The sequence below is a fragment of the Terribacillus sp. DMT04 genome (assembly GCF_019056395.1).
GTDB lineage: Bacteria > Bacillota > Bacilli > Bacillales > Amphibacillaceae > Terribacillus > Terribacillus aidingensis_A.
Map to the genome: position 1 here is coordinate 1,137,751 of NZ_CP077639.1, position 22,915 is coordinate 1,160,665.

Below are 22,915 nucleotides of genomic sequence, written 5' to 3' on the forward strand. Positions count from 1 at the left end.
AATGATAAATTTAGACAGCAACGCTTCTAACACACGCAGTGAGACTAAACTTTTATAAACGAGAAGCCAGTGCTGTCATTTTATATGCTATTTCTGCGTGAAAGGGAATTCAGTCCTGTAGTAAATATATCCTCTTAATTTGTAAATTTGATTAAAAAATTCCTTATTTATCCATAAGGTGAAGACAAATAGGTATAGTAATAATCAAATGAGTAATCTAGTCCGGGCGTTGTAAATCCTTTTTCAACGTCTCTTTGTGTACTAATTTCCTGTTATGAATCCTGGCAGTACATAATTGTTTCAGGTGGAGTGTCATTTATACTATACCTTTCTTCGCTTCAGAAAAGGTTTCTTTTTTTGCTACTTATTACTGGTATTGTAAATATTTTGAACGTGTTACCATTGGATTAGTTTTGAATGGAGGATGAACAAATGAATAAAAAATGGATGCTTCTTCTTGGAGCGCTGCTTGCAGTATTTGTCATTGGAGGCTGTGGGTCTGATAGTAAGGAAGCCAGCGCAGACGAAGAGGAAAGTTCTGCTGAAAAATCAGCAGCGAGTGAAAATAATGAAGATAAATCAACGGATGAAACAAAAGCTGATTCAAAAGCGGCAACATTCCCTGAACTAATTGATTATATGAAAACAACAACTGATGCGGAAGAAACTAATGTCTTCTATGAACATAAGGAACCGCAAACACACGAAATGGAAGGCGTAGCCGTCTCTCTAGATGCCTATTCGTTTGTGGGAATTAAAGATTTCCATACAGATTTCAGCATCCCTTTCGATGATGAAACAAGCGGTGCAGTAATTCTGGCTAAATACACAGTAAAGAATGATTCAGACAAAGAAGTATTCTATATGCCTAGATTTGATTTAAGCTACTCAAGCGGGCTTGTCTATAACAGTGATTATAAAGAACTTCTTCCGGAAGACCAGCAGTTATTTGAAAAATTAAATCCGGATACTAAATATGCGATAGAAGCTGGTGAATCTGTAACAGGATTTGTAGCATATCCGTTTGGAACAGCAGAGTTAGAAACAGTAGTGAATGAAGGTTCTGCTTTAATTGAAGTACCAGCTGCACAAGCAAAAGCAGATGCTTTCGACAACCCAATCGGAAAGAAAGGCAAGTTTACAATCAACTTTGATGAAGCAGGAGCAAAGAAAACGGAAAGTAATAAGGAATTTTATCAAGATGCAGTTTCTATAGAGAATATGGGCGACAAGCAGATAATTGATCAAAAAGAAGGTGTTGGAGAAAGCAAAGAGCTTGGTGATGCAACGATCACATTAGATGGCTACCAGTTCACTGAATTTAAACCGAATGAAATGGAAGCACCTCGATTCGAGAATTTTAAAAACGGAATCGTTCTGTTAACGGTGAAATTCAATGTGGATAACAAAGGTTCTGCAAACATCGCACTAGACAATCTGCGTTCCAACCTTTATGTGAATGACGGCGCTCAATATCAAATGAACGAAGGGATGCTGTCACCTCATGAATTCGGCGATATAGCTTCAGCAGGAGGAACTGCTGAACTGTTCCAAGTATACGTGCTGGATAAAGAGCAATACGATAAGATTTGGAAAAACAAAGCATTCGATATCGAGCTTGGACCATTGTATGACGATAATGCAAAAGATGTTTCAAAAGGGAAGAAAGCTGAATTTAAGCTTAAGTAAACAGATAAACCGATCAGCAGCTGCTGATCGGTTTTTTGTTGGTCGAGTATGTAAGCTTAACTAGGCTTGGAGATACCAATTACATCGTTTTCAGGAGTAATGCTGTTTGCTTGGGGCGCTAAGTAACCGTGTTGAGTAGCTGTTTCTGCATATGCGAATGTCCCATCATTCTTCACTACAACAACAAGTTCAAGATCATCTCTTAACGACATATCTGCTGGATCGTGGAATCGCATTCCAAGCTTTTCTTTCATATATGCTTCATCTGTGTAGGGCGGGAAAATAATAATTTCCTTCCACTCATAATCAATATGATCTCCAAAATCAAAAGTATCAGAACTCGCTGTTTGCAGCTGTTCATGAAGACTTGCTTCTAATGTTTTATCGTGACTTACAGATGTACGAGGCACAACGATAAAGATCACGATGAGAATAAGTGCTGCGAGTGATAGCGTGACTAGCAGCTTTTTCGTTTTTTTAGATATAATAATCTGCTCCACTCTAGTTATAAAGTACAAAAGTATTATAATACATTCTGTTTGTTATTTATCATAATTTTAACAATAAAGGAAAACTGAGGATATGAAAAGGCAGAAGCAATTTTATGGATATTGCTTCTGCCTTTATTTCAAATGAAAATTAAGTTTCGGTACTTACTGTTTCTGATTGAGCTTGCTTCCCACCTGTATTGTTTCCTTTTTTTAAGAAGAATGACAAGACCAAACCGATGGCTGACAAGATGACAGCCGCAAGGAATGCTGCATCCATGCCTGTTACTTGTGCTTTCGCAGGGTTGGTGAAATCACCGTATTTAATCGTATTCGTCATAATCGTAATCAAAATAGCTGTACCAATTGAACCGCCGACTTGACGGAAGGTATTGTTCATTGCCGTCGCATGCGGTATCAAATGATTCGGCAAGGCATTAATGCCCGCAGTGGTGAGCGGCATCATAACAAGTGCTGTTCCTGCCATTCGTAATGCGTAAATGATGACGATAAAGGTAATCGACGTATCCAGCTCTAGGAAAGCGAACGGAACAGTTGTCGCAGTCATCAGTATGAAGCCTACAATAGCCAGCGGTTTAGCACCGATCCGGTCGAAGATAGCTCCGACAAATGGAGACAGCACGCCCATGACAACTGCTCCCGGCAATAACATTAAACCGGAATGGAATGCACTAATATCGCGTAAATTCTGTGTGTACAGCGGCAATATAGTTTCTGTACCAATCATTAAACCGAATACAAGCATCCCCATGATGGTAGTAATCGCAAATGTAAAATTCTTAAATACTCTAAACTCCAACAATGGTCTTTCCAGCTGCAGCTGGCGAAGAATGAATAAGAGAAGTGACAGCGCACCTATTCCGAGAGTGCCCATAACCTCCAGATTGACCCAGCCGCTCGTACCAGCAGAACTGAATCCGTATAAAATACCGCCAAAACCGATGGAAGAATACACGACAGACAGCACATCGATTTTTGATTCACGGAGTGTTGTTACATTTTTCATAATGAAAATTGCCAAAATCAAATCAATAACCGCAATCGGCAGTACAATATAGAACAAGTAATGCCAAGAGAAGCTGTCTACAATCCAACCGCTAAGTGTCGGCCCGATTGCCGGTGCAAACGCAATAACAAGCCCGAACATTCCCATTGCCGTCCCGCGTTTTTCGGGAGGGAAGATAGTTAAGAAAACTGTCTGCATAAGCGGCATCATAATACCGGCGCCAATGGCCTGGATAATACGAGCTAATAGCAGAACGCTGAAAGCCGGCGCAACCGCTGCCACAAGTGTTCCGATACTGAAGGTTGTCATGGCAAACAAGAATAACCTTCTGGTCGAATACTTTTCAATTAAGAAGGCCGTAATAGGAATTAAAATCCCGTTCGTCAGCATAAAGGCAGTCGTCAGCCATTGCCCTTCATCCGCGGTAATATCAAAGTCACTCATAATATGAGGAAGCGCTGTAACCAATAACGTTTGGTTCAGTATCGTCACGAAAGCTCCGATTATAAAGATCGTCACTGTCGCTTTTCTGTTTATTTGCATATTCTGTTCCGCCATATGTATTCCTCCTTCACATGAGTAACCGAATGGATCGGATACTTTCTTTTAGTAATGATTGTTGATCTAAGTACGTCAGCAAAGCTTCCACAAGATAGGCGGCTGGTTTATCTTTTGCTAATTCTTTTTCTAAATGGTCTGCCGCCTCTGTCAAAGCTTCATCTTGCAGCGTATTCGTCGTAACATCCTGGATTTGCAAAAATATTGTATGCATTAACTCAGCTTTACCAGGTGATTCGGGCAAGTCTGCATGGTAATGCAATTGGATATGTTGCTCATCCAAAAGCGGAGCCCGCTGCAGCTTATCTGTTACAATCGCATCCATCACCAGCTTCAGCTCATGCGCTACTTCAGCTGGGTCACGGATAATCACGCCATCCGCCATCATCTTTAAGTAAGGGTTTAGCAAACCGAGCAGATTCAGCGTCATATCCCACTTAAGTGGTTCCACCTTTTCTCCATAGAGATTGAGAAGCATTTCTTGATGCCATCGCATAAGTATAGCCCGCACATTGTTCATATGTCGCTGCAATTCAGATGACTCCTTAAAAGGAGGGGAGAACATCAACATCTGAATCAAATGCTTGTTTTCTTTAAAAGATTCAATCTCCAACACAATCTTACGCTCAAACCGCGCTTCATCAGATAAACTTTTATCAACCTCAATTAAAGCAGCCATATTTGTCAGCTGCTGATGATTATATTGAAGTAGCTCATCCAATAGTGACTCCTTGGAATCAAACAGCTTATAAATAGAAGCTTTTGATATTTTACAAGCCTCCGCAATCGACTGCATTGACACCTGCTGGAAACCAAATTCCGCAAACTTCTGTTTCGCAGCCAATATGATTTTTGTCTTCCGATCCATCCACATTCCCTCACTCAAAAAACTCATTGGTTTTGTAAAAACCGTCAGGTCACTATTGGAACTATACGCCCCTAAAAATCGAAAGTCAATTCATATGCTATAGGGTACCCGAATTCCCTTTTCCTAAAAGCGTTGACAAGCCCCAGCATCTAGAATAAAATAATACAAGACGTTACATTACATAATGATTCCGTAGCTCAGCTGGGAGAGCACTACCTTGACAGGGTAGGGGTCGTTGGTTCGAGTCCAATCGGAATCACTACTCAGAAACGTTGATATGAAGCGTTTCATAAGAAAAACACCACTTTCAAAAGAGTGGTGTTTTTCTCGTTTATAGGATGTTTGATACGAATTTGATACGAATGCTTATTCGTTTTGTGCGTAGAACATTTTCCCGAACTCTGCGACAGTATCTTTTTGCAGGTTAGGCAGCAAGTGACTGTACGTGTCTAGTGTTATCCGAACATTTGCATGGCCGAGTCGTTCTGACACAATCTTAGGATTTACACCTTGCTTTAATAAGAGGCTGGCATGTGTATGACGCAGATCATGGAACCGTATCTTTTTGACTTCACTTTTCTTAATCATGGCGTAGAAAGCTCGGTTAAGATTTCGAGGATACAGAGGGGTTCCAACGCTTGTTCGGATAACCAAGTCATGCTCGCTGTTATAAACAGGTCTGTTTGCCATTAGTTCTTGTTTATATATAGCTTTCAACCTAAGCACCTGGTTGAGAGTGTTCTTGTCGACAGACAACCTCCTGTTACCAGCGCTAGTCTTTGCTCCAATATTTAATTCTCCGTTCATATCCATTGTTTGTACAATTGAGATTGTCTCATTTTCCTCATCGATATCTTTCCATCTCAAGCCCAATATTTCGCCACGACGCATACCTGTTGTTAATGCAAGCAAGAATACCGCGTAGTATCTTGAGTTCTTAGCAGCATCCAAGAATGTTTTAATATCATCCTCATCCCAAACTTCAACTTCTTTTTTGTTAACCTTTGGTGGATCAACAAGAGAGGCTGGATTACGAATGATCATATCCCATTTTTGCGCTTTATTTAGAGAGTCATTAATAACGGTATGCAGCTTCCGTAGATTTTCAGAAGAAAGGCTGCCGCTACTTTTCACTTCGTTATAGAATGATTGGATGTCACGCGGAGTTATTTTGCTAATCTCCAAATGACCTAGCGCCGGCACTATATGGCTATTTACATAGTAACTATAAGTCTGAAAAGTACTCTTACGAACGTTCAATCCTTTATCTTCAAGCCAGGACTTCATAAACTCAGCGTACAATGTCTTTGAAGGTTCTACGTATACACCTTTATTCATAGCGTCCTTTGCCTCTGTCATAGCTGCTTCTGCTTCTTTCTTAGTTTTAAATCCTCGCTTCAGTTTCTTTTTGTATTTACCGTTATCTTTATAACTAAATGAATAGTACCATTTATTTGCTTTTGCATTTTCATCTTTGTATACCGGCATTAATTATCTTCCTTCCAGGTGATAACTTCTTCGATTGGTATTTGATAATGGCTGCATACCTTGTCCAACACTTCCATGGCAACATATTCATTTCTACCCATCTTAGCTAAAGTGGCAGATGAGATACCTAAGTCTTCGCGCATCTTTGACTTCGTTTCTTCTAAATCAATTAGGTGTTTCCATAATGGTGCATAAGAAAACGACATTAAACGACCTACTTTCTATAGCGTTATGTGCATATTATAAAATTAAATGTTTGCATATGTAAATGTTTGTTTCATGTACATAGAGGGAGATACGGGATTTTATAGAAAATATTTCTTGTTTTTATCTAATCAAGTACAAGTTGTTATGTTTATTTCCTTGTATATTTGTATTATCGACAGTCGGCCAAGAGATACTTGGCTGGCTTTTTTTATGGAGGAAGAAATGAACTGTACCAGATGTGAGTCCAGTTACCGGACAATGATTCAGTATTACGGCAATATCATCTGCACCGATTGTTATTTGAAACTCCCATTTGAGCAGAGGAAACAAGCTTATTGGGACATGGAACGGCGTGTAATAGCAGCGTCCGAATGAGTGACTGTGCTCTACGTAGTGTCCAGTTTGACTGGGCTCTATATAGTGTCCAGTACTGTGCTCTACGTAGTGTCCAGTACTGTGCTCTACGTAGAGACCCCTAAAAATAGTTTCTTCATATAATGCAAAGACGCTAAAGAAAAGTTTAAAGAAAAGTTTAAAGAAATTACCTAGCAAATGTTTTTGCTAGTCAGGATTACTAGATTTAAAAAGAAGGTGATGGGATGAGATGAAGAATAAAAAGGCTGCAGCTGCTAAGAAAGTAGACAAGCCGATGACTCGGAAGGACTGGATGGAACTGATGGGAACTAATCGTGATACTTACAAGCGTGGTAAGGGTGGAGCAATACGGAATACAAGGAGGCGTTAAGATGACTGATCATCCTGGTTCGATAAGGTATGAGTGTTTAAATTGCAAATCAACAAGATCAACCATTAAAGGAAAATATGGAGAAGTAATAGTGTGCGAGGTATGCAATGGTGCAATGGTGGATGTGTTCTATATTCACAAATATAAAGCAGCTGCAGAAACTAAACCGATCAACGATTTGCAGATTAAAGTCGAAGTAGATACAGCTGAATTGGATGCAGCAATCGAGAAGGCTAGAAAGTTGGACGAACTTGAAGTGTCTAAGTATATCCATAAGTATGGTCCTAACAAGAAAGAGAAGCTGCTGGTGATTGAGCTGGATGATATCGATTCTATTCCTAAGATTATTTTCAAAGGGAAACAGGTCGATGGTATTCATGAGTTAGATATTGCTTGGCATTCAGAATCTGAATCTAATGCTGCAACAGGAGTAAGGTACACTCAATCAGATACGGACAGAGAGATATCTGTTGTTTATGGCGACTGAGTACAAGACAAAGCAGCAGAAGCAAAGGTTCTACAAGTCAGGACCATGGCGAAAGTTAAGGCTCGTTGCATTAGAGCGTGACAACCATGAATGTCAACAGTGCAAGCGCAAGGGTAAGTTCAGCAAGGGACAGAACGTTCACCATCTTAAAGAGATCTATCATCATCCTAAGCTGGCGCTTGAGTTGGATAACCTTGAGACATTGTGCATCGATTGCCACAACAAGGAACACAAGAGGACGTTCAATAACATTGGCACGAAGAAGGATAGGAAGGAGTGGAATGATGAGCGATGGTAAACCAAACATTATTGTATCTGAAGTGACAGAGAAACATTTGATGATGAGGTATCCACACTTGTCAAAGGAAGATGTGAAGTCATTGTTTGTTCTTGGACTTCCAATAGAGACACCAATGAAGGTGTTTGGTGACAATGGTTATTTATTGCATACACAGAAACAATTGGGACTACAAGTTTATTGGGCAGACTTTTTTAATGTTGATACAATCATTGACTTGTTTGCAGGTGAGGACGGCATTTATTTTACTATTGTGGAGGGAAAAGAAATGAGTGTACAAGATAAATCGAAAGAGAAGGTACTAAATCTGTTTCAGGAATATGACGTCGAATACATTGATTACCGTGTTCAGGATGATGAATATTCCATCAGTCTTGTGAAAAAAGGAAAGCAGGAAGAACAGGAAGAAAAAGAAGAGAAATAAATACACAAGACACCCCCCGCCTAAAAGTTTTGGGCTTTTTTTATGCCCGGGGAACCGGGGCAGGGGGTCGATTTTCCAGATTTATCGCGCGTGGGCGCATGAGGGAGGGGGGTACCCATGAATGTCTAAGAAAAATCCGATTAAAAATCAAGATGAACAAATAGCTGCTGAGATTGAAAAGTGGAATGTGACACTGAGCAAGATGCCATCAAACAAGCGAGAAGCTGCACAGGTACTTGTCGAGCGGGTTGCTTTTATGACTGTCACTCTTCGCATATTGGAAGAAGACATAAAAGCCAAAGGGCCAACTTACAGATTCGTAAACGGTTCACAAAAGATGCATGTGGAGAACCCCTCCCAGAAATCTTATAACACCATGATCAATCGATACACTGCAGCATGCGATAAGCTGCTTGCAATGGTGCCGAACGCTCCGGTAGATATCGATAAAGTACAAGCTAAGAAACAGCGCTCTGCGGAAGACTTGGTATGATACAGAACAAATATGTCACGGAGTACATTAAACTCTGGAAGACGGGCAAGATTGAGCTAAATAAAGAGCGCATAATGCTCATTGCTTATCTGGAGAGACACATCCTCACCCGGGATGACTTGTACTTTGACGAAACCATGCTTGAAAACTTCATAAAGTTTGCTGAACGATGGTACTTTCCACTAGAACCATTTCAGAAATTCTTTTCGGCGTTTGCCTTTCTTTTATACAAGGAAGATGACGCCAATTTTTATGAGCAATTTTTGTTACTCATGGGTAGGGGCGCTGGGAAGAACGGTCTCATCTCCGCCCTGGCACACTTCTTTATTAGCCCGCTGCACGGCATACCGAAATATAACGTGTCTATTGTGGCCAATAATGAGAAGCAGGCCAAGACATCATTTAAGGAAATCTATGACACTATCGGGTCCAGAGAAGTTTTGGAAGATATGTTCTACCGCACCAAAGTCATGATAATGGGATACGACACAAAAAGCGAGTTGCAATTCCATACATCGAACGCTGGTACAAAGGATGGTCTGCGTGATGGCTGCGTTATTTATGATGAGATTCATTCCTATGCCACTTTCGATACTGTAAACGTATTTTCTTCTGGACTCGGGAAGGTACGCAATTCAAGAGAGTTCTTCATCGGCTCAGATGGATATGTCCGTGATGGTTTTTTGGATAAAACAATCCAAAGAGCCATGGACATTCTTGAAGGCAAAGAGTTGGACGATCCGCTATTCCCGTTCATCTGCAGAATCGATAATGTCGATGAAATGCACGACCCGGACAAGTGGGGCAAGGCAAATCCTATGTTCGAGTACGAAATGTCGGCATATGCGAAAGGCTTGCTCAGAAAAGTTAAGACCCAGTATCGCCAGTTGAAAACGAACCCTTCCAGCCGCATGGAATTTATCACGAAGCGAATGAACTTTCCGGAAGTGGACCTTGAGAAGTCAGTTGCCACGTGGGAAGAAATCGAAGCCACTAATAGACCAATGCCTGACCTGCAGCACCGAGCTTGTATTGGCGGCTTAGACTATGGCCGCATAAAGGATTTTGCTGCTGTCGGCTTGCTGTTCTACGTTGATGGCGACTACGTCTGGAAGACACACTCGTTTGCTCGAAAAGGTTTCCTGGATTCAGTCGAGCTGCAGGCGCCGATTCGAGATTGGGAAGATCTTGGACTGCTTACCGTTGTAGATGGACCAGTAATTGATATAGAGCATATCGTTAACTGGTTTGTTGAGATGCGTGAAAGCCACGGCTTATCAAGAATAGTAGCAGATACCTTCAGGCTTGATTTGGTGAAATCGGCGCTGGAGGCAGAAGGATTCGAAATTATTTATATCCGGAACCCTCGCGCAATACATTCGCTGCTTGCACCCCGGGTGGAAACAGCATTTGCTAAACATAACATTGTATTTGGTGATAACCCGCTCATGCGCTGGTACACGAATAATGTGCTTGTAAAAACCAAAGCTGATGGAAACAAAGAATATCTGAAGAAGGACGAATACCGGCGAAAGACGGACGGGTTTCAGGCGTTCATACACGCCTTGTGGCAGGCTGATGAAGTAATCGAAGATGATCAAGAGTTTTTCTTAGATGAATTAGTATTTTAACGAAGGGGGTGAATAAGTGGGATTTTTAGACCTTGGTCGAATTTTTAAAAGAAATGAAGAAGTAGATGTGATGCTTGATCTTGATCTTTTCGAAGAGAAGTCTAATAAGGCACATCTGAAAAGAGTTGCTATTGAAACCTGTATAGGTTTAATCAGTAGGACCATTAGCCAATCAGAATTCCGAGTCCGGAAAGATAAAAAAACAATAAAAGATGAAATGTATTACAAGCTGAACCTTCGACCAAATAAGAACATGACAGCCTCATACTTTTGGCAAAAGGTTGTTCGAAAGCTGATATACGAAAATGAATGCTTGATTGTTCAAAGCGATTCAGGCGATTTACTCATTGCAGATACTTTCGCTAAGAATGAATATGCGGTGATGGAGGATGTATTTAAGAACGTCATCGTAAAAGATTATGAGTTCAAGCGCAGCTTCCTGATGAGCGAGGTCATCTATATACAATACTCAAATGAAAAGCTCTCGAAATTAATCGATGAGCTTTTTTACGATTACGGAGACTTGTTCGGTCGGCTACTGGAATTTCAAATGAGAAAGAACCAGATTCGAGCCACCATCGATACAGCTGGTGTGTCGGGTACTGCCGAACAGATATTGAAAAAAGTACAGAATTTCATTGATCGTGTCTACGGGGGCGTTCGGGATAAGGCTGTTGCCTTGATACCTCAGCAAAAAGGTTTTGATTACAAAGAGCACCAGAAAGATAATGCAGTCGGCCCAAGTGTAGACGAGATTAATAAGATTACGGATGGCTTTATGTCGCAATTGGCAGCGGCTCTAGGCATTCCAGTAGTCATGCTGAAAGGTGACACAAAAGATTTGGAGAAACCTACGCGGAATTACATGGTTTTCTGCATAAAACCACTAGCGAAAAACGTTAGTGATGCGCTTAATTATACCGTCATTGATCGTCGTGCATTCCTTCGCGGTGAACATTTGGAGATACGCACGCCGACGTACAGTAATATCTTTGATTTGGCCAACAGTATAGACAAGCTTATCGCTTCTGGCGGATGGAATCGAAATGAGTTGCGCGACAAGGTGGGTGATGAAATGGTGGATGATCCAAAGATGGACGAGTATGTAATGACGAAGAACTATGAGTCCATTGATAAAATCGGCACATCAAGTGAAGGAGGTGAGGAAGAAGATGAGTAAAGAGCTCAAGGAACAGCTCATTAATATGATGACAAAAAAATCTGATGTTCGATTTGAAGCAAATACCGACAGCAAGGAAGCTCGTTTATATATTTATGGTCCAATAAGCAGCTGGTCATGGAGCGGTACAAGCGCAAAAAGCATGCAGCAGCAGCTCACCAATACTAAGGCCGATGTCATTCATGTGCATATCAATTCACCGGGTGGTTCGGCTTTCGATGGTGTGGCGATTGGAACGCTTCTAAAAAATCACAAAGCGAAAATTGTCGTACATGTTGATGGCTTCGCGGCATCTGCAGCATCTGTAATTGCAATGGCAGGCGATGAAATCATTATGCCTGAGAACACAATGCTAATGATTCATAGAGCATCAACAATTGAATGGGGAAATGCAGCAGCATTCGAGAAGACTGCGAGAGACCTACGTAAGATTGACACAGCATTAGCAGCTTCCTATAAGAAACGTTTCATCGGAGAAGATGGTGAACTGGAGCAGCTGCTGGATGACGAAACTTGGCTGACTGCTGAGGAGGCTGTGGCTTTTGGTTTAGCTGATACAGTCAGTGATGAAATCGAAATTCCAGAGCTCGAAGATGAAGCAGATAATCCGGAAGAACAACCAGATGAATATGAGAACAGCAAGGAAAAGCTACTCGCAAAATATGGAATGGCAGCACAAACAAATAAAAATAAACCCAAGGAGACTAACGCTGAACCTGCGGAAGAAATTTCTGTGCAGAACGTGGCTAGTCTCTTTTTGAAATTGAAATTATAGGAGGGCAAAACATGCCGAAAATTAAATTTGTGAACTTTGAAGATAAAAAAACAGCTTTTGCGGAAGCTGTACAAAACGGTGATCAGGAGGCGCAGGCATCCGCATTAAGCGAAATGATTGAGGCGCTTTCCAGTGATGTTCGCGCTGATATCTTTAATCAGGTGCAAAGCAATATGCAGGATCAATCCGTTTTGCAGGCTCGTGGCACTAACATGATTACTAGCGAAGAAAGAGAATTTTTCAATGCCGTTATCCAAGAAGGTGGATTTAAAGACAAGGACACTCTTCCTAAAACAACGCAGGAACGAGTATTCCAAGACCTTGTTGAATCTCATCCGTTGCTGCAAGCTATTGGTATTCAAAACCTTGGTGCAGTAACAGAGTTTATCTATTCTGATCCGGAAGGCGCAGCAGTCTGGGGAGAATTGTTCGGAGATATCAAAGGGCAGCTTAATGCTACGTTCCGTAAAGAAAAAATTACGCAGCTTAAATTAACTGCGTTCATTCCTATTGCGAACGACATGCTGCAGCTTGGACCAGTGTGGGTTGAGCGTTATGTTCGTACAATGATTGCCGAAGCAATGTCTGTTGGTCTTGAGCGCGGCTATGTAGCTGGTGATGGTCAGTCCAAACCGGTCGGCCTCTTGTATCAAGTAGCAGAAAACGGGGCAGTGACGCTTAAAGAGACAGCCGGAACACTTACATTCCGTCCTGGTCGCACAACAATAAATGAATTGAAAGGCGTAGTAGAAAAATTGTCTATTCGACCAGTTGGTAAAGATGGAGAAGAAAAAGTGCGTAATATTGCGGGCAAGGTTGTCATGGTTGTTAACCCATTTGATAGTTTTGGAATTCAAGCGAATTCCACTATCCAAAACTCTGCCGGTGCTTATGTACAAAGCTTGCCATTTAATCCAACTGTTACAACATCATCATTCGTTCCAAAAGATAAAGTGCTGTTCTTTGTCCGTGATCAGTACATCGCTGCAATTGGTGGGGCTATGACAGTAAATAAGTTCACTGAAACAATGGCCATGGAGGATGCGACATTGTATATCGCTAAGCAGTTTGCTACAGGTAAACCAGTAGATAACTACGCTGCACAGGTCTATGACTTGAATCTAGCAATTGAAGAAGATACAGCTGCACCAACTACACCAGAGGAGCCAGCCGGCGTCTAATCTAGGAGGTGGCATAGATGTCTAATGTCACAGAAGAATTGCTGCAGGAATTTAAAGATCGCCTTCATATATCTCATAAAAGCGAGGACAGTCACCTTAAAAGGTTGCTGTCCTTTTCTTATGCGGATATTTCAGATAAGTGCGGTTCATTCAGCTTAGAGACAGCAAATCCCGGCAAAGAGCTAGTGCTCGAGCGTTCAAGGTACGCGTATAACGATGCGCTTGAATATTTCAATGACAATTTCTTGTCACAGATTAATAGCTTTGCTCTGAGCAACCTTCCGGACGAGGAGGCAGTCGATGAGACCGAACAAGTATAAAGAGCCTCGGAAGCACTCGGGCGAGCTGAGAACGGCTGTTACGTTCTATGAATACGAAGATAATCCTGGACCATATCCGGGCGAGAGTGAAAAACGTACTTTATTTGAATGTTGGGCGGCGGTTGACCAAGTATGGCTGCGAGATATGGAGCAAGCAAAAGCCAATGGCACATTGTCAGACTTGACCATTACTATCCGTGATCCGGGCGCAGATTACCGGCCAATGAACAAGCATTATGTACAGGTACATGAGCCGGAATATGAGCATTTGAGATATAACATCCGAACGGCTCAGCCTAACCTGAAAGACCGGCGCTTTATTGATATTGTGGCGGAAGTGGTGACAGGATGAGTGTAGAAGTAACGGGGCTTAATAAATTACTTAAAGAAATAGAAGGCCGTTATGGAAAAGATAACGTGCAGCGTGTAAGCGACCGAGCTTTGGAAAAAGGTGCGGAAGTCTTTGTTAGAGAGTTAAAAAGTCAATTTGAATCTTTCAAAGACACTGGCGCTTCTCTGCGAGAGATCACGGTTTCTAAACCAATGACCATTGGCAAGGAAAGAGCAATTAAAGTTCACTGGAAAGGGCCGGATAACCGGTACCGCATTATTCACTTGAATGAATTCGGTACCGTTAAAAATCCGAACCCCAAAGGTAAAGGAGCAATTGCTCGCGCTATGCGTAATGCAGAAAATGCGTATCGTGCTGCAATCGTTGAGGCTGTTAGGAGAGGGCTATAATGCTGGATAAAATTTATCAAGCTATGATGGCCGATACATTTATAGTGACGCATGCCGGCAGCCGAATTAAGTATTATGAGTATCCAGAAGCAGCGAACATGGAAGAATCTCATATTGTTATAGATCCCCTGGATGCTCCTAAGCCGGGTGACTATGGTGACAATGAAATCCTCACTGATGATTTTCTTTATCAAGTGGATATTTGGTCAAAGGACATAAGCATTCGGGATGAGCTGGCTAAAAGGATACGCAAGGTTCTAAAGGAGATAGGCCTAGTTCAATATGGCGGTGGCGCTGATGAATATGACGGTGACTATGGCATTTATCGCGATGCCCGCAGATACCGCGGAAAAGAATACACAACTGATTTTGACACCTGAGAAGGTGTCTTTTTTATACCCAAAAATAGGAGTGATAAAGAATGGCTGAAGAAAAAAATTACCGAGCTTCCACTGGTATTGACGAATTTTACTACGGTGTACTTGACGAAATTACAAACACAACCGCTGCTGTAGAACGGGTGAAATTCTTGCAAACTATTACAGTAGAAATGCCTCAAGAGCCAGTTCGTGCATATGGGGATAACATCACTGCTGAACTAGCTGTATCTAGCGGTAACACGTCTGTTACCTCTGGTTTTCATAAAGTACCTGAGCAGGATAAAAAGGTCCTGTTCGGTTTGGAAGAGAACGAAGGTTTGATTGCTTACGGCTCCGAAGATACACCGCCTTATGTGGCGGTTGTTTTTGCTAAAACTTATGAAGACGGTTCAAAAGAATGGGTTGGTTTGCCTAAAGGAATGTTCATGCGTTCGAACATCACCGGGCAGACAAAAGGTGAAGGTGTAGAATTCAGCAGCGAAGAGGTAACAGCTGAATTCATGGATCGTACCGTAGAAGGATTCGAAAACGAAAAGTCAGCTATCTTTGGTCGCGATGCTAAGGGACAGACTACAAATCGAGATGCACTGTTCCAAGCCATTTTCGGACAGGCTCATCCTTCCGTTGTAGAAAGCGGAACAGAAACTACCCCGGAAGGAGTGTAATGTATGGCTAAGAAAGAAGAATTGAAAGACGAGTTGAAAGAAGAAACTGCCGGTGAAGTAACTGCAGCGGCTGCAAAGGAACCGGAGAAAACAGAAGAAGCCCAAAAGCCTACTGAGGACTCAGCGCCTAAGCAGAAAAAACGGAAATTTGTTGCGGTACAAGATTTCAAGGATTTGCAGGATAGCGGAAAGGTGTACCACAAAGGTGACTCTTTCCCTAAGCCAGCTAATAAAAACGTAAGTGAAGAACGATTGCAAGAACTTCTTACTGCGAGCAACAATCAAAAACGATCTGTCATTAAAGAAATGGAATAAAACCGAGGATGAGCTACGGCTCGTCCTTTTATTTATGCGCATAAATAAAAATCGAAAAAATCAATAGAGGAGAATTACAATGAGTGAATTAAAAAGACATGCAATCGAACTGGTCAAGGATGTTAAAGAAGGGGAAATCGTTAAGGAAACTTATCTAACTCCTGCATTTTTGCCAATGAAAGTAGTTTATGAAGCTATCGAAGTATACGCTGAAATCGAAAAGAACGAAACGAGTGAAGGAACTAATCCAAAGAAAGAGATTGAGCTTTATACTCGTGTAATGAACTTTGTGGCGAATGAAGTGTACGGCAAGCAATTCACTCCAGATGATATTTTCAATGGGCTGCATGCACCTGATGTAAACAAGGTACTTTTTGACCAAGTGCTATTTGTTGCGCGCGGGGTGCAGAATGATTTCACAAAAAAGTACCTGGCGAAGAAACGCTAACTGACGAAGATTTTACTTTTGAGAAGCAAAAAGAATACTTGAATAACCTAATCAGAAAAATGATGAAAAGTGGAAAGGACATAAACGAAATATTGAATATGCCTTATCACTTTGTACTGGATCTATTAGCAGAAGAAGCAAAGCCAAAAGAAGAAAAGTCCTTAATTGCCACATTCGGCGGTTAGGGGCTTTTTAAATTTTCGAGGAAAGGAGGAACTAAATGGAACGCATAGAGGGTTTATCGATTGGGCTTAATTTGGACGCAACAGCCTTAGAGCGCGGCATTCCCGGATTAAAAAGTAAGCTTGTTGGATTAAACAGTGAGATGAAAGCAAACATGTCTGCTTTCGATAAGAGTGAACAGTCAGTCGAAAGATATGAAACAAGTCTTCGTGGACTCGATAAAAAGATCTCCATTCAAAAACGCTTAGTCAGCGAATATAAAGCCGAGTATGAAAAGATGGTCAAAGAATACGGAGAAGGCTCCAAGCAAGCAGACAAAGCGGCAAAAGCTTATAACAATCAGGTCGCAGCTCTCAACAATACGGAGAGATATACAAAAAATCTGCGAGAAGAAATGAAAAAGCTCAAGAAGTCGCAGCAAGAAGCAGATTACGGTTGGAGCAAGATGAGTAGTAATATGAAGACTGCTGGCGGCCATATGAAAACTATGGGCGATGGTATTAAAGGTCTAGGTTCTTCCATGACAGCATTTGTTACAACATCAGCAGTTGGTCTTGGCACTGCAATGGGGTTGGCTGCGTCTAGTTATGAAGATTCGACTGTCCGGATGAAGAATTCATTAGGTCTAACCACTGGTGAAGCGAAGAATCTAACTGAAGCCTCACGTAACATCTACAAAAAAGGATTCAGTGAATCCACTCAGGAAATAGACACTGCACTTATACAAACGCGTCAAAATATACGGGATTTAAACGAAGCAGATCTTGAGCGTATTACCAACAAAGCACTTGTATTGGCTGACACTTTCGAGGCGGACGTAAACGAGGTCACACGAGCTGGAAACAATGTCATGAAGGCATTTGGTCTTGAAGCAGACGAAGCGTTCGATTTAATGGCTGTAGGAGCTCAAAAAGGTCTCAACTTCTCTAATGAAATGTTCGATAACCTTTCCGAGTACGCGCCTTTATTCGGTAAGATGGGTTATTCGGCAGAAGAATATTTTGAGTTGCTTATCAATGGGGCAGAAGCCGGTGTTTACAATCTTGATTATATAAACGATGTTATGAAAGAGAATCAGCTTCGCTTAAAAGATGGTTCAAAAACAACATCAGAGGCTATGGAGAAGCTTTCCTCGTCTACTCAAAAAGTTTGGAAAGAATTTCTTAAAGGCGATAAGACAGTCAAGGATGTTTCCAACGCAGTCCTCGCAGAGTTAGAAGGAATGGACGACCAAGTAGCTACTAACCAAATTGGCGTAGATCTTTACGGAACCAAATGGGAAGACCTAGAAGCAGATGCTATGTATTCACTGGGCGGTATCGATGGTGGATTAAAAGACGTTGATGGCACGATGGATGAGATGATTAATAATGCAGAGCAATCCCTATCCCAACAATGGAAGTCTACTTGGCGTGAAGCGAAAGCTGCGCTGGTTCCACTAGGGAAAACACTTCTGGAATTCGCGCGAGACGTAATGCCGGAAGTGAAAGAAGGTATTGCTGGTGTTACGGATTGGTTAAGAAACCTAGATGATTCCACAAAGAAAAACATTCTAAAATTTGGTGCTTTTGTAGCTGCAGCTGGGCCTGTGCTCATGACACTTGGTAGCCTTGTCTCCAGTGTGGCAGGCGTGGTTACTATTGCTGGGTCACTGTCCGGAATGATTGCTGGCGCTGGTGGATTAGGAGCAGCCTTAGCAGCCTTCGCAACTGGTCCAGTTGGTATAACCATTGGAGCTTTAGCTGCGCTGACAGCTGGAGGAATTGCGCTATATAACCACTTGAAACAGGATGCTATTCCTGAAGTAGACTTATTTGGTGATGAAGTTTCCAGTTCTACTGAACAGGCTGTAGGTGGCTTCATGAAGCTAAATGACGAAGCGACTGTTCAACTTAACGAGCTAGCGTGGAGCGGAAAATCTGTAAGCGAGGATATGCGTGATAGTTTGGTAGCTACGTTCGATGAGATGGGAACACAGATTGTAGAGGGTTTGAAAGAAAAGAAAGATGAAAGTTTGCAAGCATTGTATGAGTTCTTCGCTGAAGCAGAAGGGATATCCGATGAGGATCAGCAAAATCTCATTCAAAAACTGGAAGAAGGATATAAAAAACGCGAAGAGAAGGTTCGAGAGGGTCAAGATCGAATCGACGATATACTTCGTACAGCTCATGAAGAAAACCGGAAAACAACTGCTGCTGAAGATGAGGAAATGAACAAAATCAAGCAGTCATTTCAGGATCAAATGTTAGTAGCATTGACCAAAAATCAAGAAGAACAAGAAGCAATCTTAAGGAACATGCAAAGTCAGTCATCAGAAATATCAGCTAGACAAGCGGCAGATACCGTTAAGAACTCGGCTGAGGCTAGAAATAAAGTTATCGCTGATGCTGAGCAGCAATACAGCGATACTGTTGCTACTTGGGAAATGATGCGCGATGAAACTGGAGAAATTAAAGCTGAGGAAGCTAATGCTCTTATTGAAGAAGCGAAACGTCAAAGAGATGAATCCGTCGGACATGCAGAGGATATGCATGAAAACGTGGTCTCAGAAGCGAGGTTGCAAGCGGAAGAGCATGTAAGCGAAGTCGATTGGGAAACAGGAGAAGTCCTCTCTAAATGGCAGAAATTGCAGAACGATGTTGGTTTAAAGCAGGCTGAGATGTATGCCAATGCAATTAATACTTGGAATCTACTGAAAGAATATGTTCCTCGTAAAGCTGGCGAAATGAAGGACATGGCTATTGATAAGTTCCTAGACCTGAAAAACAAGGGTTCTAGTTTATTTTCGGCCTTAAAAGGTGCAACAATTGGGAGATTCTCTGAGATGACAGCCGATACCCTTTCTAACGTCTCACGCTGGAAGAACTCAGTACAAAACGTTGCGTCAAATCTAAAAGATCGCGCACTTGGTAAATTCTCTGATATGAAGAACGGAGCGATTAAAAGATTTACAGATATGGCGTCAAATACTTTCGGGACTTTTAAGCGTTGGGGCGGTTGGATTAGCGGAGTGTTTGATGATGTTGTTCAAGGTGCTAAGGACTTACCGGGCAAGATAGGCGCAGGAATTTCTAAGATGGCTGGGAAAGTTACTGGCGGAATTGACACTTTGAAAGGCAAAATGCTCGGCGGACTGGAAGGTGGCGTCAACGGAGTCGTAAAAGGTATCAACTGGGTGCTGAAGCATGTAGGTGTAAAAGAAGAGAATCGGCTGGCTAAGTGGGTTCCTGAATATGCGCATGGCACAGACGGTCATCCTGGAGGCTTGGCAATCGTTGGCGATGGAAAAGGCGCCAATGCCGGTCAAGAACTTATCCAGACACCAGACGGAAAAGTCGGATTGAGTCCAGCAAAAGATACTCTCGTCAACCTTCCAGAGGGAACAAGCGTCCTCTCAGCATCTGACACGAAAAGGTTATTTAGCAATATTCCTAAATATGCTTGGGGAATTGGAGATTTAAAGAAAGCTGCAGGCCTCACTAAAGATTATTTAGTAGGAAAGGGTAAGAAAGCAGCGAGTTCTTTAAAAGATACAGCGTTAGACGTATGGGATTATGTATCCGATCCAAAGGAATTGCTTAAGAAAGCGTTGGAAACTACAGGATTTGAAATGCCGGAATTCCCGGGTGGTTTCGCAGCTGCAACAATGCCGGCACTTAACAAGATGCTTTCAGGAGCTACAAATTTCATTAAAGGAAAAATAAGTAGTTTTGGTTCATTCGATAGCGATGCTCCCGGCAACGTAAAGAGCTGGATATCAGCAGCCATTGCTCGAACGGGTGTACCATCATCATGGCTCGGTCCCTTGACTACAATTGCCATGAAAGAATCCGGTGGCCGTACTGGTCCATCTACCATAAATAAGTGGGATATTAACTGGCAGCGTGGAATTCCGTCCATGGGTCTCATGCAGACAATTGGACCAACGTTCAATGCTTTCAAGGAAAATGGCTGGAATGACATTATGAATCCAGTTCACAATGCTGCAGCTGCTATCAATTACATCAAGAGAAGATACGGTAATGTGTTTAATGTGCCTGGTATTAAGGCGTTGCGGCAAGGACGTCCGTATGTTGGGTATGCTACAGGCGCGCGTATTGCTCAGCATGGCTTGTATGAGTTGTCTGAAGAAGGACATCCGGAATGGGTTATCCCTACGGATCCAAAGAGACGTACTGAGGCTATGAAGCTTCTTGCTCTTGCCGGCAGGGAGATAACCGGGAATAAGCGTCCTAATCAGCTACCGAATCCCACTGGCGGTACTGGTGACGGCGTAATGGCAGATGTCATCAATTTACTAAGAGAAATGGTAGGTATCCAACAGGAACAACTGCAAGCTATCATGAACGGCCATATCTTAGAGATTGATGGCAAGAAAGCCGGTCAGTTGCTTGAAAAGTATATAACTGATCAGCAAAACAGGAAAAAGGGAAGAGGTGGACGCTATGCCCCTAAAGGGATTTGAATTTAACGGACAGAGGAATGACAAAATTCACATGCTGCGGGGGCGCAGTAAATCCCCGTTCTCTTCGATAGAAAGAGAGATTGTAAAGTATCCTGGAGGGCATCGGTTAAAGAAAACAACGCGAGGGTTAATTGAAATCAGCCAGCCAGTAGGATTCAAGGTGAAGAATGATGAAGAGCAAATGCAGATTGTGGAATGGATGACAGACTGGCTTATTATAGAAGACTGGTGCCCGCTAAAGTTTGATGACGAGCCAGGCAGAGTTTATCCGGCTGTACTGCAGAACGATATGAGCGACTTTGAAAAGATGGCTACGCTTCGGCAAGGCACACTCAGCTTTACAGCGCTGCACGCAGCCGGCAAAGAAATAGAGCTCAATTTACTACCTGACCGACGCTCTTACTTCATAACAGGGCAGCGCGAAACGGACTGGACCAGTAAAACAACATTCGAAGCACCAACTAGCAAATACATCATTGAAGAGGCTGGCGGTGGTCGCATCGTTCTTAACTATAATTTTATTGCCGGCGATGTCCTCGCGATTGATTACCATAAACGAAAAGTGTTGCTGAATGGTAAGAGTCTAGCAACAGCCATTGCGCTCAATACAGTATGGTTTCCGTTGCGTCCAGGCGCCATGACCATAAATGCTACTGAAAATACGATTATGACTTATGTTGAGAGATTTCATTAAAGAGAAAAGGTTAATTCACAAACTAATAAACTTAAATCTCGCTAACTATATCTATACAGTATCGGTTTTCCTTACACTTAGATTCATATATAATCGAACTAAGTTAAATAAAATGGAGGCTAAATATGAAGAGAGAAGTGAAAATACTCATCATTTTAGGGATATTATTTTTTGGTTGGCTTTCTCTATACGATTTATTTAAAAATGGTGCCCTTTTCTTTTGGGAGAACCTCTTACAAACTATCTATATAGTTCTATTTATAAAAATTGTTACATGGTTAACTGGACAATTAAAAAAGAAAAACTAAAGAGATAGTTTTTGTGTTTATATTACATTTATAGTAACAAATTCCATAAAAACCATTGAATTTCCTAGTATACTAAGTTAGCATACTCCTTGAATACATATAAAAGGAGATGGAAATATGAAGAATCATTTTGTAAGAGTATTGTCGCTTGTAACTGTAGTAGCATTGTTCACGTGTCTATTAGCTCCCTTTAGTGTAGCAGCAAAGTCATCAGAATCATCAGAATCATTAGAAGAAGAAAAGGTAAAAGCAGCAGCTGAACAAATAAAATTTGTAGCCGAAGAAGCTACTATAAAAGATTCAAATGGGAACATAATTGGCTTAGATATTGAAAAAATCGAACAAAAATACGGCAGCTCTCCAGTATTGGAAAAAATCAAAAAGGATCAGCAAGCAACCGTCCAAGATATCAAAAATCCAAAATTGGATTCTCAACAATGTGCATTTTCATCAACATTTAGTACATTTAGTACATCCGGTGTAATTATGCCTATTGGATTTCATGATATGGAAGAATTTGAGTGCGTTCAAGATGGTTTTAGTTCCTTTTTTGTGGATCTCGTACCAACTACGGTATTAACTACAGCATATCAATACTTCTTGGATAAAAATTATACAGGTACAGCAAGAGCTTTGTTGAAAGCTGGAGCAAAAGGTAGCATTTGGGGTATTGCCGGTTCACTTACATGGGTAGCACTTAAGTGTAGGATTACAAATTAAATAATAACTTTTAATTAAAAGACCGTATGCTTAAATTGGCATACGGCCTTTTAATGTTCTTAAGTTTTACAGTAAACACTTAAAAAGTGATTAATTGTAAACCACCTTTATTATATGTGTTTATATAAATTTCCTTG

Annotated in this window: 27 protein-coding genes and 1 tRNA gene; 23 read left to right on the forward strand and 5 right to left on the reverse strand. The window is 41.6% G+C overall.

From position 1 onward, the window contains the following. The first annotated feature begins 432 nt into the window (after positions 1 to 432). Positions 433 to 1,689 carry a DUF5068 domain-containing protein gene (locus KS242_RS06110; RefSeq protein WP_254391824.1) on the forward strand — a complete coding sequence of 419 codons (1,257 nt, stop codon included), beginning with the start codon at positions 433 to 435 and terminating at the stop codon, positions 1,687 to 1,689. Between the two features lie 56 nt (positions 1,690 to 1,745). On the opposite strand, the gene KS242_RS06115 is transcribed toward KS242_RS06110, so the two are convergent. From KS242_RS06115 to KS242_RS06125, 3 genes are all read right to left on the reverse strand, one after another. Then, positions 1,746 to 2,207 carry a hypothetical protein gene (locus KS242_RS06115; protein WP_217323465.1) on the reverse strand — a complete coding sequence of 154 codons (462 nt, stop codon included), beginning with the start codon at positions 2,205 to 2,207 and terminating at the stop codon, positions 1,746 to 1,748. A 121-nt stretch (positions 2,208 to 2,328) separates the two neighbouring features. Then, positions 2,329 to 3,762 (reverse strand): MDR family MFS transporter, encoded by a 1,434-nt coding sequence (locus KS242_RS06120; RefSeq protein WP_217323466.1) that lies wholly within the window; start codon positions 3,760 to 3,762, stop codon positions 2,329 to 2,331. Between the two features lie 13 nt (positions 3,763 to 3,775). Then, positions 3,776 to 4,630 (reverse strand): TetR/AcrR family transcriptional regulator, encoded by an 855-nt coding sequence (locus KS242_RS06125; protein WP_217323467.1) that lies wholly within the window; start codon positions 4,628 to 4,630, stop codon positions 3,776 to 3,778. Between the two features lie 186 nt (positions 4,631 to 4,816). Here KS242_RS06125 and KS242_RS06130 point away from each other — a divergent pair. Then, positions 4,817 to 4,889: transfer RNA gene (locus KS242_RS06130), tRNA-Val, on the forward strand. 107 nt (positions 4,890 to 4,996) lie between these two features. Here KS242_RS06130 and KS242_RS06135 read toward each other — a convergent pair. Both KS242_RS06135 and KS242_RS06140 read right to left on the reverse strand, forming a co-directional pair. Beyond that, on the reverse strand, positions 4,997 to 6,118 hold the full coding sequence (locus KS242_RS06135) for a site-specific integrase (protein ID WP_217323468.1): 1,122 nt from the start codon (positions 6,116 to 6,118) through the stop codon (positions 4,997 to 4,999). Then, positions 6,118 to 6,324, reverse strand: a complete 207-nt coding sequence (locus tag KS242_RS06140; protein ID WP_217323469.1) for a helix-turn-helix domain-containing protein — start codon at positions 6,322 to 6,324, stop codon at positions 6,118 to 6,120. Before KS242_RS06140 ends, KS242_RS06135 begins: the two co-directional genes overlap by 1 nt. Positions 6,325 to 6,929: 605 nt before the next feature. On the opposite strand from KS242_RS06140, the gene KS242_RS06145 reads away from it, so the two are divergent. The 21 genes from KS242_RS06145 (at position 6,930) to KS242_RS06240 (ending at position 22,778) form a co-directional block, all read left to right on the forward strand. Then, positions 6,930 to 7,070, forward strand: coding sequence for a hypothetical protein (locus tag KS242_RS06145; protein ID WP_217323470.1), 141 nt, complete (start codon positions 6,930 to 6,932; stop codon positions 7,068 to 7,070). 1 nt (position 7,071) lies between these two features. Beyond that, positions 7,072 to 7,557, forward strand: a complete 486-nt coding sequence (locus KS242_RS06150; protein ID WP_217323471.1) for a hypothetical protein — start codon at positions 7,072 to 7,074, stop codon at positions 7,555 to 7,557. Further along, positions 7,547 to 7,855, forward strand: coding sequence for an HNH endonuclease (locus KS242_RS06155; RefSeq protein ID WP_217324084.1), 309 nt, complete (start codon positions 7,547 to 7,549; stop codon positions 7,853 to 7,855). Before KS242_RS06150 ends, KS242_RS06155 begins: the two co-directional genes overlap by 11 nt. Next, positions 7,842 to 8,279 (forward strand): hypothetical protein, encoded by a 438-nt coding sequence (locus KS242_RS06160; protein ID WP_217323472.1) that lies wholly within the window; start codon positions 7,842 to 7,844, stop codon positions 8,277 to 8,279. Before KS242_RS06155 ends, KS242_RS06160 begins: the two co-directional genes overlap by 14 nt. Positions 8,280 to 8,400: 121 nt before the next feature. Further along, on the forward strand, positions 8,401 to 8,772 hold the full coding sequence (locus tag KS242_RS06165; RefSeq protein WP_217323473.1) for a hypothetical protein: 372 nt from the start codon (positions 8,401 to 8,403) through the stop codon (positions 8,770 to 8,772). Then, entirely contained in the window at positions 8,769 to 10,403 is a 1,635-nt protein-coding gene (locus KS242_RS06170) for a terminase TerL endonuclease subunit (protein ID WP_217323474.1), read from the forward strand. The genes KS242_RS06165 and KS242_RS06170 overlap by 4 nt, the downstream gene beginning before the upstream one ends. 16 nt (positions 10,404 to 10,419) lie before the next feature. After that, a complete protein-coding gene (locus KS242_RS06175) occupies positions 10,420 to 11,583 on the forward strand; it encodes a phage portal protein (protein ID WP_305852602.1) in 1,164 nt (387 codons plus the stop codon). Further along, entirely contained in the window at positions 11,576 to 12,358 is a 783-nt protein-coding gene (locus KS242_RS06180) for a head maturation protease, ClpP-related (protein ID WP_217323475.1), read from the forward strand. The genes KS242_RS06175 and KS242_RS06180 overlap by 8 nt, the downstream gene beginning before the upstream one ends. Positions 12,359 to 12,369: 11 nt before the next feature. After that, positions 12,370 to 13,539, forward strand: a complete 1,170-nt coding sequence (locus tag KS242_RS06185) for a phage major capsid protein (RefSeq protein ID WP_217323476.1) — start codon at positions 12,370 to 12,372, stop codon at positions 13,537 to 13,539. A gap of 17 nt (positions 13,540 to 13,556) precedes the next feature. Further along, the gene (locus tag KS242_RS06190) at positions 13,557 to 13,859 is read left to right on the forward strand and encodes a phage gp6-like head-tail connector protein (RefSeq protein ID WP_217323477.1); all 303 of its coding nucleotides are present in this window, start codon (positions 13,557 to 13,559) and stop codon (positions 13,857 to 13,859) included. Further along, positions 13,840 to 14,211: a phage head completion protein gene (locus KS242_RS06195; protein ID WP_217323478.1), complete on the forward strand. Its 372-nt coding sequence runs from the start codon at positions 13,840 to 13,842 to the stop codon at positions 14,209 to 14,211. Before KS242_RS06190 ends, KS242_RS06195 begins: the two co-directional genes overlap by 20 nt. Then, complete coding sequence (locus tag KS242_RS06200) at positions 14,208 to 14,600, forward strand: HK97-gp10 family putative phage morphogenesis protein (RefSeq protein WP_217323479.1); 393 nt, start codon at positions 14,208 to 14,210, stop codon at positions 14,598 to 14,600. Before KS242_RS06195 ends, KS242_RS06200 begins: the two co-directional genes overlap by 4 nt. Further along, positions 14,600 to 14,980: a hypothetical protein gene (locus KS242_RS06205; RefSeq protein WP_217323480.1), complete on the forward strand. Its 381-nt coding sequence runs from the start codon at positions 14,600 to 14,602 to the stop codon at positions 14,978 to 14,980. Before KS242_RS06200 ends, KS242_RS06205 begins: the two co-directional genes overlap by 1 nt. 41 nt (positions 14,981 to 15,021) lie before the next feature. After that, a complete protein-coding gene (locus KS242_RS06210) occupies positions 15,022 to 15,645 on the forward strand; it encodes a major tail protein (protein ID WP_217323481.1) in 624 nt (207 codons plus the stop codon). A 3-nt stretch (positions 15,646 to 15,648) separates the two neighbouring features. Next, positions 15,649 to 15,960 (forward strand): hypothetical protein, encoded by a 312-nt coding sequence (locus KS242_RS06215; protein ID WP_217324220.1) that lies wholly within the window; start codon positions 15,649 to 15,651, stop codon positions 15,958 to 15,960. 79 nt (positions 15,961 to 16,039) lie between these two features. Beyond that, positions 16,040 to 16,408: a phage tail assembly chaperone G gene (gpG, locus tag KS242_RS06220; protein WP_217323482.1), complete on the forward strand. Its 369-nt coding sequence runs from the start codon at positions 16,040 to 16,042 to the stop codon at positions 16,406 to 16,408. A gap of 62 nt (positions 16,409 to 16,470) precedes the next feature. Next, entirely contained in the window at positions 16,471 to 16,593 is a 123-nt protein-coding gene (gpGT, locus tag KS242_RS18200) for a phage tail assembly chaperone GT (protein WP_256444532.1), read from the forward strand. Positions 16,594 to 16,628: 35 nt separating this feature from the next. Further along, positions 16,629 to 21,056 carry a phage tail tape measure protein gene (locus KS242_RS06225; RefSeq protein WP_217323483.1) on the forward strand — a complete coding sequence of 1,476 codons (4,428 nt, stop codon included), beginning with the start codon at positions 16,629 to 16,631 and terminating at the stop codon, positions 21,054 to 21,056. Continuing rightward, a complete protein-coding gene (locus KS242_RS06230) occupies positions 21,037 to 21,750 on the forward strand; it encodes a distal tail protein Dit (RefSeq protein ID WP_217323484.1) in 714 nt (237 codons plus the stop codon). The genes KS242_RS06225 and KS242_RS06230 overlap by 20 nt, the downstream gene beginning before the upstream one ends. Positions 21,751 to 21,875: 125 nt before the next feature. After that, positions 21,876 to 22,058 carry a hypothetical protein gene (locus tag KS242_RS06235; protein ID WP_217323485.1) on the forward strand — a complete coding sequence of 61 codons (183 nt, stop codon included), beginning with the start codon at positions 21,876 to 21,878 and terminating at the stop codon, positions 22,056 to 22,058. A 117-nt stretch (positions 22,059 to 22,175) separates the two neighbouring features. Then, positions 22,176 to 22,778: a hypothetical protein gene (locus KS242_RS06240; RefSeq protein WP_217323486.1), complete on the forward strand. Its 603-nt coding sequence runs from the start codon at positions 22,176 to 22,178 to the stop codon at positions 22,776 to 22,778. The last annotated feature ends 137 nt before the right edge of the window (positions 22,779 to 22,915 follow it).